Origin of the sequence: Bacteroides cellulosilyticus DSM 14838, from assembly GCF_000158035.1 — a bacterium.
Classification (GTDB): domain Bacteria; phylum Bacteroidota; class Bacteroidia; order Bacteroidales; family Bacteroidaceae; genus Bacteroides; species Bacteroides cellulosilyticus.
Window position 1 is genome coordinate 521,650 of record NZ_EQ973489.1, and the last position, 15,721, is coordinate 537,370.

Genomic DNA, 15,721 nt, shown 5'->3' on the forward strand with positions numbered 1-15,721 from the left:
TCCGGATGTGTCCATCCGTTGTCCGAGCTGGGAGTTTGCTGGAAAAAGTGAGTAGTAACACATCCCGTATCGCAACAGCAATGTTCGCTATCCGGGGTGTGTTGTTGTCCGCAACAATTGGGAGTTATGTCATTCTTCATACATATCAACCCATTATTGTGATGGTGGTGAGGAATAACCGGTACCACCAGCATGACCATGCTGATGAATATAAAAAAGAATGTTATGTACCGTTTTCTCTGCATCCTTATTTTTTTATTGCGGACAAAGATAGAAGTTAACGGCTTAATTACCAAATGTTAGTTATTAAAAAGCCTTGAATAATTCATTTAAACCTTCACTCATACTGGGATGGGTGAATATGAAGTTACGTAAAGCCGAAGATTTCTGTCCGGTTTTCATGACAAATGCTACTAGATTGATAAGTTCCGGTGCATCCACGCAGAAGAGTGAGCAGCCCAGTATTTTCTCTGTATCCGTATTTACAATAGCTTTTAGCATCCCATCCATATTCTGCAAAGTACGTGCACGAGGGATGGCGGAGGCGGGCAGACGTGAAATCTTGATGGGATATCCACGTTTCATAGCTTCTTCTTCCGTCAGACCGATATGTGCCATAGGTGGATCTGTGAAGATGGCGTAAGGTACGGGATTGCGGTCATCAACAGAACGTTCCTTATTACCGAAAAGATGATTTAAGATGATACGGGAATCGTCAATTGAAAGGTAATCATACATTTCCCCACCTTTGACGTCTCCCAAGGCCCAGACGTGTGGTGCAGTAGTACGTAATTGCTCATTGACAATGATCCCTCCTTGTGCATTAACCTGTATTTTTGCTTTTTCCAGATTCAGATCATCTATCATAGGTTTACGTCCTGTTGCAATGAGTAGGGCATCGCCTTCAAGAAAGTAAGGTGTGCCGTCCGAGGCATCCGTATAGGCGGCGGTAATGCCGTCCGCTGTATCATGTAAGGATTGTACGCGTGCATTCAGACGTATCTCTATATTTTTTCTTTTCAGACTTTCCTGCATATATTCGGCAATCTCCCGATCAGCTTTCGGCAATAAGCGTTTACCGGCTTCCAGAATAGTGACCTTGCTGCCGAATCCGGCATACATGGTGGCAAATTCCAGCCCGATGGCTCCGCTTCCTATTATCAGCAAGTGTTGGGGAAGAATCTCGCTATGCAGCAATGTCTCACTTGTATATATGTATCGGCTGTTTTTTAATCCATCAATATCGGGTAGGATAGGTGTAGAACCGGTATTGATAAAGATTTCTTTTCCTTCCAGTTCAAAGTAATCTTCACTTTCCGGTGAAGGAACTACCTTTACCGTGTCCGGACAGAGAAAAGATGCAGTTCCGTCATACAATGTTATATTAGGGTTATTCGTCAGATTTTCGACGTTCTTTTCTCGAAGAAAGGTGACTAACTTATCCTTGCGCCTTAGGGCGAGGGAATATAACTTGGATTGTTTCTTATAATCGTCTTGATAGATACGTTCGGCGAATTCCGATTCGTTTATCATGGTTTTAGTAGGGATACATCCTACATTTATACAGGTTCCACCGTACATGTCCGGGGAACGTTCGATGACCGCCACTTTCCAGTTGCGGTTGGCTAATTCGACCGCCAGTAGCTTGCCACCTTTGCCGAAGCCTATTATTATAGCGTCATATCGTTTCATTGTTCTCGTAATTAGAGTTTTATAAAAATGAAACAATATGACGCAAGAAAAGTTGCGGAAGCCCTGTTAAGGAACGTTTACCTTTCCAGTTCGCGGAGTGACTCCATCTTCTTCTTTTCCAGGAATTCGTAGATGCCGCTTAAGTGTTCCTTTACTTGTTTATTACCGAATTCGTAGACCTTGGTAACCAGTCCGTCCAAGAAGTCACGGTCATGGCTTACTACAATCAGTGTACCATCGAAATCCAACAGCGCTTGCTTCAGAATGTCCTTGGTCTTCAGGTCGAGGTGGTTCGTCGGTTCATCCAGAATCAGTAGGTTTACCGGTTCCAACAACAGTTTAATCATGGCGAGTCGTGTGCGCTCTCCACCGGAAAGCACTTTCACTTTCTTCATGGATTGCTCTGGTCCACCGAACATGAAAGCACCCAGCAGGTCACGTATCTTATTACGTATTTCTCCCTTTGCCACATCATCAATCGTTTGGAATACCGTTAGGTTTTCGTCCAGCAGGGAAGCTTGGTTTTGTGCGAAATAACCGATCTGCACATTATGTCCGAGTGTCAGCGTGCCATCGTGTTCAATCTCTTTCATGATACATTTTACCAAGGTGGATTTACCTTCGCCGTTTTTGCCGACAAATGCTAATTTGTCTCCCCGTTCCACGGTCAGTGTAGCGTTTTTGAATACTACATGATCGCCATAGGTTTTACCTACGTTTTCCATGATTACAGGATAATTTCCGGAACGTGGGGATGGCGGAAATTTCAACCGTAGTGCCGAAGTATCTTCCTCATCCACTTCCAAAATTTCCAACTTTTCCAACATTTTTACGCGGCTTTGTACTTGCAGGGTTTTGGAGTAAGTGCCTTTGAAGCGTTCAATGAATTCTTTGGTTTCGGCAATGAACTTCTGTTGTTCGTCGTAAGCCTTTTGTTGTTGTTCACGACGTTCTTTGCGGAGTTCCAGATATTTGGAATAATTTACTTTATAATCATAGATACGTCCCATCGTCACTTCAATGGTACGGGTAGTGATATTATCTACAAACTTGCGGTCGTGGCTGATGACAATAACAGCTTTACCATTATTGATAAGGAAATCTTCCAACCACTGAATACTTTCGATGTCGAGGTGGTTGGTAGGCTCATCCAGTAACAGTACATCCGGCTTTTGCAACAGTAGTTTGGCAAGCTCGATGCGCATACGCCATCCGCCGCTGAAGTCACTGGTCTGGCGGTTGAAATCTTCGCGGCTGAAGCCGAGTCCTAACAGAGCTTTCTCTACATCTTCCTCATAGTTGGTAGCATCGATAGAGTAGAATTTTTCACTCAGGGCGGAAACCGTTTCAATCAGTTCCATATAACTGTCGCTTTCATAATCGGTACGTGTTTCCAGTTCTTTGTTGAGGCGTTCTATTTCTGCTTCCATCTCATGCAGGTGTGAGAAAGCCTGTGCGGTTTCCTGGAATACGGTTCGTCCGTCTTCCGTCATCAGATGTTGCGGCAGGTAAGCGATAACACTGTCTTTAGGTGCCGAGATTTTGCCCCGGGTAGGTTGGCGTACTCCTGCCAGAATTTTCAGTAAGGTACTTTTTCCCGCTCCGTTCTTTCCCATCAGGGCGATGCGGTCTTTTTCATTAATAACGAAGGAAACGTCACTGAATAAGGTGGTGCCGCCGAATTCTACGGCCAGTCCGTCTATTGAAATCATACTCTATTTTTAAATTGAGGCGCAAAGATAGTGCAAACCGAGTACAGAATAAAATGAACTCGTTCATTTTTTATGCCGAGATGCAGCATATCTTCTCCAAAGATAATATATTTATATTATTTTTTATATCTTTGCCTCATTAAACAAAAATACATTGGTCATGGAAACAGGGAATTTATCAGAAGATTACCGTCCGCTGATACTGGTAGCGGAAGACGATGATAGTAACTTTAAGTTGATAAAGGCTATTATTGGCAAAAAATGCGAGATATTGTGGGCGAAGAACGGTGAAGAGATGGTTAATCTGTTCAAAGAGAACCGTGGAAAGACAGCAGCTATTCTTATGGATATTAAAATGCCTATCATGAATGGCTTGGAAGCAACAAAGATTATCCGTGAAGAGGAGAAAGAACTTCCTATTATCATGCAGACTGCTTATGCTTTTACGGCTGACCGTGAAAATGCAATGGCTGCCGGTGCTTCGGAAGTATTGGTAAAGCCTATTACCTTGAGTGCATTACGTACTTGCTTGAGTAAGTTCTTGCCACGGTTGCAGTGGTAATAGAATTTTCATGGCATAAATTATATTATAACGAACGCGGGATGACTTCTTAATGTAGTTGTCCCGCGTTCGTTTTTATATTTAGGAAGATATTTCTTTTTATTCTCTATAAGAATGCTTCTTAGCGCATATTATTGGTACAATGGAAAAGAACCTTGTTTTCGGGACTTTAACGATTTCATCTCGTGCGATAAATCTGTTTCAGCCAATGTGCAAATACGGGGTCTTGTAGTTCTATCCGGTTTCCCGGTAAAATATCAACCAAATCTTTTTCAGTTGCTGCTTTTTTTAGATTTTTGATATTAGCAGATGTCCCCAACTGATATTTAATGAGTATTTCTTTTGATGAGAAGTTTGTAACCCCATCGGCTACTGCCAGTAGAAAATTTATTTGCCGTGGTGTCAATGTATCGATGATATTGGCGAAAAGCAAACTAAGTTGCCCGATAATATCACTGAAAGCCTCATCAACTACTTCGGCTGAGGCAACTGTCGCGGTTCTAAACCACACTTGCTGACTTAATTGTTGGGTATAATAGGGGTGATTCTTCATCAGGCCGGTAATCATGCTGCATAATTCTCCTGAAATTTCCTTTCCGGTTTCAGAAAACTTTCTTCCGATAAATTCGATCCAATCCTCTTTGGGTATCTTTTCCAGAAATAAGATGTCCCCGAATTTATAGAAAGGCATGTTGTAATTATGAAAAATATCCAGTAGCATATGTCTTTTGCTGCCGTACAGGCAATAGCATACGTTCGTATGTTTCTGCCAGTGCGAGCGTAGCTTCCGCTGAAATGCCAAAGGGTCGTCATACTCGTTGATATTTTGAAATTCGTCGATACAAACCACCATCTTTTTGCCGTAATCCCTACTGATGGCTTGTGGCAAATCCAAGATTTCATCAAATGTCATTTTATTGTCTTTGAAATCAAGTCCGAAAGATAATTCGCATGTTTGAGCCGTATCTGAGAATGTGACAGAAGGTAGTAGTTGCCCCCAATATTTTCGGACGGAAGCGGCGAAATCATCCCATACGGAATGGCTTATTTTCAGTACGGCAGTTGCGCTTGAGCAGTTCAACTTCTTTTTTTCTATCCGTGAAATTGTTCTTATCGGCTATTCGTCCATATACAAAAGGTGTTCCCATAATGAATGACGTTGTTTTTCAGTACAAAGATAGAAATAAAGGTCAAAAGGCATAAAGGTTGCTATCCTACATCGTATATATAGTATGTGAAATCTGAAAAATAAATAGATGTTGGACTCTTAAATCAAACTTACAAAGAATTTGCAAAACTCTTATTTTTGCTTTCGATTATAGATATTATTCCGAATGTAGTTTTAACAATCTTGAGTTTTAATGGTTTCTTTAATTTGTTTATTTTCCTTGTTCCGTCTCTTTTTCTTCCCTTTCCTGCATCTTCCGTTTCACAAACTCTATTTTCAGATTTGATTCTTCCATCTCTTTCTTAATTTCAGTGATAGATGAAAGTAACTGTGCCAGTTCATAAATACTGGCCACTGCCTGGCGGTCTGCCGGAGTCATTGTAGTGGAGTAGGGGCGTTCACCCTGATAGTTCACTTTAATATTCTTGTCTTTATTCAGATAAAGGAAACCGATAACATTGCCGTCTTCTCCTATTTTATAATCAGCTTTTTCTATCTTTTCCCCCAGGTCAGTTGTTTCATAGCTATCTTTGGAGGCGGGTGTTTCAGCAAAACTACCATCGGGTGCGATAACCTTTACGCTGATGTGGTGAATATTGCTTGGACCACAATAAATGGAAGTCATGCTCATTTGTCCGGTTTCGTTTACTTGAAAGCGGAGATATGAACGATGCAGATTTTTTTCTATTACTTGTGAGGGGTGCAGATAGTTGCCTATTTTCTGATATTCGGCATCTTTTTCGAGGGTGAATTTCCCTTTTATGGCATCCAATTCGCTTTGTTTCTTTTGAAGCAGGCTATCCAGGTAAACAAGTGTTTTTTCCTGTTCTTTCAGTTCTACCTGCTGCATCAGACTGATGCCTTCACGACGAGTTTCAAAAGCTTTTGGGTATAATATCTTAATGCTGTCAATCTGCATTTTTGCTTCACTGAAGTCTCCCCGTTCAAAAGCTTCACGGGCGGTTTGCAATTTTTCACCGGCTTTTTTCTCCACATTCTCGCAAGAGAAGAGCATGCAACAGAGGCACGCAAGAAGTATCATTGTCTTCATAACTGTTGTTCTTCTGTTAGTGAGGACAAAATTATAAATAATATCCGTATCTTTGCAGCCTCAAATATAGATAAATTGTATTTTAGTTTTCTTAAGATATCGGATGTTTGGAACAATTATTTATCCTCACCGTACCCGGTCCGTATCAAAGCCGTACCTGGTCCGTACCAAGTCCAAACGTATAGGTATGGGGCAAATACGAGGATGACACGGTTCGGATACATGGAAGGTGGAAAAATAGACCAAGAGACTTTCTACTCTTCGGAATGAAAACTATATGATTATTTTTTAAAGATGTATTATGGTTGAGTTGACAACAGAAGAATTGAAACAACATTTTAGTGACGACATATTTAAACGGATATCCGAGACGGCAGATGAATTGGGATTGGAATGCTATGTGGTCGGTGGATATGTACGCGATATTTTCCTGCAACGCCCTTCTAAGGATATTGATGTCGTAGTGGTTGGCAGTGGTATAGAAATGGCTGAAGCATTGGGCAAATGTTTGGGGCGTGGAGCGCACGTAGCTGTATTTAAGAATTTTGGTACTGCACAGGTGAAATATCGTGGGACAGAAGTGGAGTTTGTAGGTGCGCGTAAGGAATCATATCAACGTGATTCGCGTAAACCTATTGTTGAAGATGGTACGTTGGAAGATGATCAGAATCGTCGTGATTTTACTATTAATGCACTGGCTGTCTGTTTGAACCAAAGCCGTTTCGGGGAATTGGTAGATCCTTTTGGTGGCATAGAGGATTTAAAAGAAAAGACTATCCGTACGCCGCTTGATCCGGATATCACATTCAGTGATGATCCGTTGCGTATGATGCGTTGCATCCGTTTTGCTACCCAATTGAATTTCTATATTGATGATGCTACGTTCGAGTCTTTGTGTCGCAATTGTGAACGTATTTCTATTATCTCTAAGGAACGTATTGCGGAGGAACTAAATAAGATATTGCTCTCTCCAGTTCCTTCCAAAGGCTTTATTGATTTGGATCGTTCCGGACTGTTGCCGCTGATTTTTCCGGAACTTGCTGCATTGCAAGGTGTGGAAACCCGCAACGGACGGGCTCATAAGGACAACTTCTATCATACTTTGGAAGTACTTGATAATATCAGTCGCAAAACCGATAATCTTTGGTTGCGCTGGGCTGCCCTGTTGCATGACATAGCAAAACCTGTTACCAAACGTTGGGAACCTCGTGCAGGCTGGACGTTCCACAATCATAATTTCATTGGTGAGAAGATGGTACCGGAGATTTTTCGGAGAATGAAATTGCCGATGAATGAAAAAATGAAGTATGTACAGAAGCTGGTAAGTTTGCACATGCGTCCTATTGTCATTGCTGATGATGTGGTAACCGACTCTGCAGTACGTCGTCTTCTCTTTGAAGCCGGAGATGATATTGATGATCTGATGACATTGTGTGAAGCTGATATCACGTCCAAGAATATGGAGCGCAAACAACGTTTTCTTAATAATTTCCAACTGGTGCGTCAGAAACTGAAGGATCTTGAAGAGCGCGACCGCGTTCGCAATTTCCAGCCACCTATCAGTGGAGAAGAAATCATGAAAACTTTCAATCTGGAACCCTGCCAGCAAGTAGGAACTCTGAAAAGCGCCATTAAAGATGCTATTTTGGATGGAGTGATACCCAATGAATACGAGGCTGCACGCACTTTTATGTTGCAGCGTGCTGAAAAGATGGGATTGAAACATTCTTAATATTTGTCACTGATTTCCGTGACAAATAAATATTCCGCATAGTTATCTTTTTGATCCTCTTAATCTTGTTTTTTACCTGTTTATCCTGTTAAAAGCCTCCTTAAACAAAAAAAACAGGAATTTGTTGACCGCTTGATAGGAATTTAATGTTTATATTTGCAAATAGTATGAAACATAAACTATTATAAACATTAAAGATATGGATGAAATGAGAATGTGGTTCCGCCCGGTCAAGGGTATTGCATTTTGTATTGTGGCTGCTTTCTTTGGCAGTCAGGCAATGGCGCAGGTACAGGTGAAAAGGAGTTTTCCTTCAGCGAAACGTATTTCGGCATTTGACAATACAACGTTTTGTACAGCTTTCCTGTCGGATGGTTCTTTGCTTACGATTCGCGATATCCCTATTGTCGATCTGAGAGATGTTGATAAAATAGCCTTTAACCCTACGGGTAGCTCATTGGCTTTGATGCGGGGGAAGAAACCTGTTAGTATTTATTCTTTCCGTGACCGGAACAAAAAGCTTTTTGAACTGAAAGAGCAGCGTAAGAGCAAGGAACTGAAGGGCAGGAAGAATCTGAATTTCTTTGTGCCCGGACCTGTAGGCGCTGAGTTGATGAAAGATGCATCAAAGGGAGACATTGTCCCTGTTGCCATGTGCTATGGTGCTGATGCACGCAATTTTTTGGTTTCCAATTCTTTAGGAGAAATCATAGTTTACGACACAAAAGCATATTTGCCTCAGGCTTATATTCAGGGAAAAGCTGTCGCGACGGCTATTACTATGAGTCCCAACAACTATTTTATCGCTGCCGGAACCGGTAAGAATATCGATATCTGGAATTTCCAGACAAAAGAACTGCGTACTTCTCTTCCGATGCCTGCCGAAGTAACTGAATTGGTCTTTTCTGCCGATGCTTCTCAAATGGCTGTTGTGACGGCAGACAAGCGTCTGACTATTTTCGATACAAAGACATGGGATAAGGTGGATATCTTTGATAAGATAGGTGGAACACTGACTTCTCCGTCCTTTCATCCGGATGGCAAATATATCAGTGTGGTTAAAGATGGTAACGCTATTGTCATCATGAACTTGAAAAACAGTGTGCCTGAACAGACATTGGATGAAAATCCGGGTGGTGTGACGGGTAGTCGCTTCTTTGTGAACAAGCAAACGAGCGATGTATTCATGCTTTCCAATCGCGCCAAAGGACTTGTGTTCTGGGATGCTAATGGTTTGAATCCTTTCTTTGGTAAATTGATGAGTAAGGAAGTGGATGCTAAGATGAATGAGTGGGTGAAGATGATGCAGGGTGAGTCCATGGAAGATTATGCTATCCGTGTGAATGACGAGACTCGCCTGAAGCAACAACAATTATTTGCTCAGGAAGTGGCAACGGAGTTGGCAGGCGACCGCATCTCTATTGATAATCCTTTCGTGGGAGAATATGACGCTTCCAAGAATATGCTGAACATCGGATTTAATGCATTGCCCGCGATTGCTTTGGAAGTGCCTTCAAATGAAGTAGGCGACTTTAAGGATGGTAAGAACCTGAAATTTGATAATGCGGTTTATGTATTGAATGATAAGGACGAATTTGAGTTGGCTTATGTAGAAGTGCGTAATGAGACTACAAATAAGGTCTATATTTATGATAATATCGGTCGCACTAAGTTGACCGCCTTGGAAGCAGATGAAAACTTTGTTCCGCTGGAAATTATGCAGCAGGCAAGTCGTGAAGAAATTCAGCTGAAGGAGATCAAAGAAGCTGTAATCGAAGAAAAGAAGCAGGATAAGCTGATTACGGAAAATACACAGATTGATGTGAGGACAGAAGTAATTCCGGGTGTGGATGCTAATGGTAATAAGATTCTGAACTACAAAGTGGGCTACCAGTATGAGGTGATCAATAAAGAGTTTTCTGCAAAGGAGGACTTCCCGTCAGGTGGTTATGATATTGAACGTTCCAATGCCGCAATGTCTCTGATGAAGATAATCAAGAATGCTTTTGAAGGCGATTTCTCCAAGTATCTGTCTGAAGGTAAACAAGTGAAGGTCATTGTTACCGGTTCTGCCGATGCAAGTCCTATTCGCGGACGCATTGCCTATAACGGACAATATGGCGAATTTATCGATGAACCTTATTATAAGGATGGTAATCTTGATAATATTACCGTAACAAAGGCTTCGGGCATTACTGCTAATGAACAGTTGGCTTTGATGCGTGCGGCAGGTGTGAAGAATTATATAGAAAAGAATGTAACCACACTGGATAACACCAAGAACGAATATGAATATCATGTGGAAGTAGCCAAAGAACGCGGTGGTGAATTCCGTAAGATTAACGTAGAGTTTGTAATCATGGATGCTTTTCCTGCAAAATAATTTAGTGAGGAGCTAATAAATAAATATGAAGAATTTTTTAGTACTGACAATCATTTTAATGTTGGGAGCATGTGGGAGAGTAGTGGCACAGGATGCCGCTGCTGCTTCTAAGCGTGCTAACCAACAATATGTGCTTTTTGAAAGTGAGCGCGATAAAGGAACGAACGTGACGGGTATGTATAGCTATTTGCTGGACAGTTACGAGAATTTCATGAAAGTTGTGGAAGCACCGGATAACGGTCAGTATTTGAGTGGTGCCAAGAATCGTTTGCGTGCTATGTATCCTTATCTGTTGAATGGTGCAGTGTATTATTCCGAACAGAAGCAACCCTCTAAGGCGCTGGATTTTGCGGCAGCTTATATTGAGATGCCCCGGCTGAAGATTTTTCAGAGCGAGTTGCTTCCCAAAGATAACCGCTATGCTTCTGTAGTATATTATGCGGCGGTATCTGCCTACAATCTCCAAAAGTATTCGCAGGCGTTGAAGTATTTCCAGGAGTATTTAAGCACGGGAACGGATACACAGCAGAAAGACTGCTATGTATATATGAATATGATTTATCAGTCGCAGAAGAATTATTCTGAACAGGAACGTGTTTTGGAGGAAGCCATAGCCAAGTATCCTGTTTCGCTTGATTTCCTTTATAATCTGGTGAATGTGCATATTGCCACGAATAATATGCCGAAGTTACTGTCGGCCATCGATCGTATTCTTGAAGTTGATCCCAATAATGATAAGGTATTGCCCATCAAGGCACGTATTCTGGAACGCCAGGGAAAGAATCAGGAAGCGCTTGATATCTACAAACGTTTGTATGCTCTCCATCCCGATAGTTTTGAGTTGCTCACCGGATTGGCACGTGTTAATTTCAATGTAGCTACTGAAATTGTGAATAACGGTGCTACTATTGCTAATGATACCGAATATGCGTTGGTACGTCAGCGTGCTTCCGGTTATCTGCTGGATGCTAAAGACCTGTTCCTGAAAATTCTGGAAAAAGAGCCTTCATCTAAAATGTATATGCAGGGGTTGGCGGGTGTATATCAGTATATGGATATGAAATCTGAGTATGAAGTCTTGATGAAAATTATTACTGACGGTGCTTCATATACTTCTTTCCCATCCCGTTTGCTGGCCTATAATGAGGCATTGAAGAAGACTGAAGGGGTGGCACAGCAACAGGAATCTGCTCCTGTGCCGGTGGAACCTGCTATGTTGGTCATCCATGTGGATAGTTTTATTGATGGTAATAATAATAAGGTAATAGATGCCGGTGAAAGTTTTGCTGTTCAATTTTCTGTTGAGAATAAGGGACAGGGGGATGCTTATAACATCCGCCTCCGTCTTTCCGAACAACAGGGATATGATGAATATTTCGACGGTCCCCGTGAGTTGGATGGTGGTAATATTCCCGCAGGAACATCGAAGCAATACACTTTCCGTTATCTGGTAAAGAAAGAAATGCCGTCAGCGCTGGCCAAGATCAATATCTATGCATTCGAAGCGAATGGTTTTGATGCTGATCCGTCGGAATTGATTGTTAATACACAGGAATATGCTATGCCGCGCCTGCGTGTGGCGGATCATCAGTTCTTTGCTTCCGAAGGTTCTTCTATCACTTTAGGTAAGAATGGTAAGCTGACGCTTGCTTTGCAGAATTTCGGTTCGAAGACAGCACGTAATGTGAAATTGAACTTCAAATTGCCGAATAATGTGTTTACAACTGATGTACCTGAAATGACGATTGATAGTATTGCTCCGGGGGATGTAGCAACACTGGATTATGGTTTCCTGGTGAACAAGCGTTTCGATGGTGATTCAATCGCTGTGATGGTAAGCGTGAGTGAAGATTCCCGTTCTTCTTATCTGAGTGAAGCCTATAAGGTGAAGGTGGGTGAATACTTAACGGCATCCAGCACAATCAAGATTGACGGAGCTGTTCGTAAGGCGGTTGATCTTAAGAATGTTAGTTTAGGACTCAATACTGAGTTGCTGCAAGATATTCCTGTGGGTGCTGTGAATCGTCACCGTTATGCATTGATCATTGGTAACGAAGATTATAGCATAACTGGTGCCAATGCAGAGATTAATGTGCCTTATGCCGTGAATGATGCTATGGTATTCCGTGAATATTGTGTACGTACATTTGGTGTACCTGATGGACAACTGAAAGTTGTTCCGAATGCTACGGCTGGTATGATGCACGAACAGCTTGACTGGTTGGTGAATATGGCAAGTACTGATCCTGAAGCGGAATTGATATTCTATTATTCCGGTCATGGTAATAATGATGAGGCAACGAAAGAACCTTATCTGCTGCCGGTAGATATTACGGGTAAGAACATTCGTCTGGGTATTTCTCTGGCGGATTTATATAAACGTCTGGCAACCTATCCTATCAAGGGAGCTTATGTTTTCCTGGATGCTTGCTTTAGTGGTGGCTACAAGAGTGCTGCTCCGTTGCTGGCCCAAAAAGGGGTACGTGTAGTACCGAAGGTGGGTTTGCCACAGGGACATACCTTGAGTTTCTCATCCAGTAGCGGTGACCAGACTTCCAGTGTTTATCATGATAAGAAGCAGGGATATTATACTTATTTCCTGGTTAAATGTATCAAGGATGCAAAGGGAGATTTAACCATGAAAGAACTGTTTGAAAAGACCAATGCAGAGGTGAAGAAAGCTACTGCTTTGATTGGCAAGATGCAGGAACCTCAGTATATGGTTTCTCCTACATGGTCTGATTGGGCAGATGTGAAGCTGAAGACACCGGCGACAATGAATTAGTTTATTGGCAATATAGAAAAAGGGACTCTGTCGACATAAATGTTGCAGAGTCCCTTTTTCTTTTTCATGCTTCTTTTCATAAGCGCATGTAAAAGTTCCATAAAAAAGAATTCGAATACTGCCTGGAATAAGGGCAATGCATAACTTTGTGAAAGCAACAATAAAGACATAGAGTTATGGAGACAATGAACATATGCTGCGAATAGGTGTAAAGACTTCGATGTGGAATCCCTGGCATGGCTGTCATAAGTTTAGTACAGGCTGTCAGCATTGCTATGTTTATCGTACAGATGGTAAATATGGTAAGGATAGTTCCGTTGTGGCAAAGACAGAGAAGTTCAATCTGCCTGTGCAGCAAAAGAAAAACAAAACTTACAAGATACCTTCCGGTAACCTGGTCTATACATGTTTCACTTCTGATTTTCTGGTGGAAGATGCTGATGAATGGCGTCCTGAAGCATGGGAGATGATGCGGTTGAGACAAGATCTCCACTTTCTGTTTATCACTAAGCGTATTGACCGACTGAAGGATTGTTTACCTTCAGATTGGGGAGAAGGATATGATAATGTAACAATCTGTTGTACGATGGAGAATCAGGATCGGATTGACTATCGCCTGCCTATTTATAAGGCAGCTCCCATTAAGCATAAAATTATTATTTGCGAACCGCTTCTCAGCCGGATAGATTTCAGGGGAGAGTTAGGTGAGTGGGTTGAGCAGGTTGTAGCCGGAGGAGAATCTGGACGGGAGGCGCGTGTATGCGATTATGACTGGGTTTTGGAGATTCGTCGCCAATGTATAGAAGCTAATGTGGGCTTCTGGTTTAAGCAGACAGGTTCTTATTTATTGAAAGAAGGGAAGGAGTTTAAAGTAGCCCGACAATTTCAGCACTCGCAGGCCCGGAAGGCGGAGATAAACTATGAGCCGGATCGTACCTCTTTTATAGAAGAGAATACAGGCAGCGCTATATTGTAGTCTCTTGTGTTCAACTATCCTATCGGTTTGATTGTTATATATTCATATATCAATAGCATAAGATTTGTTGGAGAGCTGAAGATATGAAACAACTTATATTTGTATTGTTAATAAGTTGTCTGGCTTGTGCCAATAATCAGGCAGGGCAGGCAGAAAGGAAAAAAGATATGGAATCAACCAAGGAAATTTATCTGGCAGGAGGCTGTTTCTGGGGAACCGAGCATTTCCTGAAACTAATTGATGGCGTAGAAACTACGCAAGTCGGCTATGCAAACGGCAATATTGCCAATCCGACTTATAAACAAGTATGTACCGGAACTACGGACTTTGCAGAAACCGTGAAAGTGCAGTATGATCCCCTCAAAGTGGACCTGCCTTTTCTCATAGATCTTTATTTCAAAACCATCGACCCTACCAGCGTAAACAGGCAGGGTAATGACAAGGGTACCCAATATCGTACGGGTATTTATTATACTGACCCAGCTGATTTAGCGGTTATTCAAGAAACTGTGCACCGTCTGGCAACAGCTTACTCCCGTCCGCTGGCAGTAGAAATAAAGCCTTTGAAGAATTTCTATCCGGCGGAAGACTATCACCAGGATTATCTGGATAAGAATCCGGGCGGATATTGTCATATCCATCCTGAACTATTTGACTTGGCGCGTAAGGCTAAAATGCCGAAAAAATCTGTTTATAGTAAACCGGATGATACGGTGTTGCGTTCTAAACTCACCCCGGAGCAATATGCCGTGACTCAAAAGAATGCAACCGAGCCGGCTTTTCATAATGATTATTGGAATGAACACCGTCCCGGTATTTATGTAGATATCACTACGGGTGAGCCTTTGTTCGTTTCAACTGATAAGTTTGATTCCGGCTGTGGCTGGCCCAGTTTCTCAAAACCGATTGATCGTAAACTTATTCATGAGAAGATGGATACTTCTCATGGTATGGTACGCACAGAGGTTAGAAGTGCTACGGGTGATGCCCATTTAGGACATGTCTTCACTGATGGTCCGGCAGATAAAGGTGGTTTGCGTTATTGCATCAACAGTGCTTCGTTGAGATTCATTCCTAAAGAGAAGATGCAGGCTGAAGGATATGGGGAATACATCAGTTTAGTAAAGTAATTTTTCGTATCCGGAAAACTTTCGTATCTTTAGCAAAAACGGAATTATGATTGAATTTAAAGCTGTACCATTGGCATCACTTCTGAATCTGAGAAATCAATATCTGGATTCTTTGCGTTACCCCCAGGAGTTACACTGCGAGTGGCTGGTTGCAAAAGGCACTTGTTTCTGTATCGAACAGGATGAAGAAAGAGTGGGGTATTTCATTCAGTCGGAAGAAGGAGAGTTGATTGAATTCTATCTGTCTGATGAACTGCTTTCACGAAAAGAAGAAATATTCGGAAGAGCGTTGAAAGAATTTCAGATTAAGAGTGCTTTCTGCAAGTCATTTGATGATTTCGCATCTTAAAGAATCATGCTTAAAAGCGGGATATACTCCTATTGCAGGGTGTGCAGCTGATAACGTTGCTTCACGCAGGACGCTGGAGCGGTGTGGCTTTATGACAAAACATTGTGCCATTGCATTTGATTTCTATCGGAAGTAACATTAAACGGGTCGGGAACTTAAAGTCAAAAAACAGTAAATCATC

11 protein-coding genes and 1 pseudogene are annotated in these 15,721 nt (G+C 41.9%); 7 read left to right on the plus strand and 5 right to left on the minus strand.

Features of this window, described 5'->3' with window-relative positions; translation table 11 throughout:
• The 3 genes from BACCELL_RS27245 to BACCELL_RS04710 all read right to left on the minus strand — a co-directional run.
• Window positions 1–245, minus strand: a 245-nt coding sequence (locus BACCELL_RS27245) for a DUF6769 family protein (RefSeq protein WP_345917000.1), incomplete at its 3' end; no start/stop codon positions are given.
• Window positions 246–306: 61 nt separating this feature from the next.
• Entirely contained in the window at window positions 307–1,692 is a 1,386-nt protein-coding gene (locus tag BACCELL_RS04705; RefSeq protein WP_007210432.1) for an FAD-dependent oxidoreductase, read from the minus strand.
• A 77-nt stretch (window positions 1,693–1,769) separates the two neighbouring features.
• Complete coding sequence (locus tag BACCELL_RS04710) at window positions 1,770–3,404, minus strand: ABC-F family ATP-binding cassette domain-containing protein (protein WP_007210433.1); 1,635 nt, start codon at window positions 3,402–3,404, stop codon at window positions 1,770–1,772.
• Window positions 3,405–3,564: 160 nt separating this feature from the next.
• Here BACCELL_RS04710 and BACCELL_RS04715 point away from each other — a divergent pair, with 160 nt between their 5' ends.
• Window positions 3,565–3,966 carry a response regulator gene (locus tag BACCELL_RS04715; RefSeq protein ID WP_007210435.1) on the plus strand — a complete coding sequence of 134 codons (402 nt, stop codon included), beginning with the start codon at window positions 3,565–3,567 and terminating at the stop codon, window positions 3,964–3,966.
• Window positions 3,967–4,144: 178 nt separating this feature from the next.
• Here the strand turns inward: BACCELL_RS04715 and BACCELL_RS04720 are convergent.
• Window positions 4,145–5,114 (minus strand): annotated as a pseudogene (locus BACCELL_RS04720) (AAA family ATPase).
• A gap of 231 nt (window positions 5,115–5,345) precedes the next feature.
• Entirely contained in the window at window positions 5,346–6,185 is an 840-nt protein-coding gene (locus BACCELL_RS04725) for an outer membrane protein assembly factor BamD (RefSeq protein WP_044153290.1), read from the minus strand.
• A gap of 301 nt (window positions 6,186–6,486) precedes the next feature.
• Here BACCELL_RS04725 and BACCELL_RS04730 point away from each other — a divergent pair, with 301 nt between their 5' ends.
• From BACCELL_RS04730 to BACCELL_RS04755, 6 genes are all read left to right on the plus strand, one after another.
• Window positions 6,487–7,917 (plus strand): CCA tRNA nucleotidyltransferase, encoded by a 1,431-nt coding sequence (locus tag BACCELL_RS04730; RefSeq protein WP_007210438.1) that lies wholly within the window; start codon window positions 6,487–6,489, stop codon window positions 7,915–7,917.
• Between the two features lie 199 nt (window positions 7,918–8,116).
• Window positions 8,117–10,300: a WD40 repeat domain-containing protein gene (locus BACCELL_RS04735; protein ID WP_007210439.1), complete on the plus strand. Its 2,184-nt coding sequence runs from the start codon at window positions 8,117–8,119 to the stop codon at window positions 10,298–10,300.
• Between the two features lie 25 nt (window positions 10,301–10,325).
• On the plus strand, window positions 10,326–13,085 hold the full coding sequence (locus tag BACCELL_RS04740; protein ID WP_007210440.1) for a caspase family protein: 2,760 nt from the start codon (window positions 10,326–10,328) through the stop codon (window positions 13,083–13,085).
• 202 nt (window positions 13,086–13,287) lie between these two features.
• Window positions 13,288–14,061: a DUF5131 family protein gene (locus tag BACCELL_RS04745; protein ID WP_025726077.1), complete on the plus strand. Its 774-nt coding sequence runs from the start codon at window positions 13,288–13,290 to the stop codon at window positions 14,059–14,061.
• A gap of 83 nt (window positions 14,062–14,144) precedes the next feature.
• Window positions 14,145–15,191 carry a peptide-methionine (R)-S-oxide reductase MsrB gene (gene msrB, locus BACCELL_RS04750; RefSeq protein ID WP_007210443.1) on the plus strand — a complete coding sequence of 349 codons (1,047 nt, stop codon included), beginning with the start codon at window positions 14,145–14,147 and terminating at the stop codon, window positions 15,189–15,191.
• 46 nt (window positions 15,192–15,237) lie between these two features.
• The gene (locus BACCELL_RS04755) at window positions 15,238–15,540 is read left to right on the plus strand and encodes a hypothetical protein (protein ID WP_007210444.1); all 303 of its coding nucleotides are present in this window, start codon (window positions 15,238–15,240) and stop codon (window positions 15,538–15,540) included.
• Window positions 15,541–15,721: the final 181 nt, after the last annotated feature.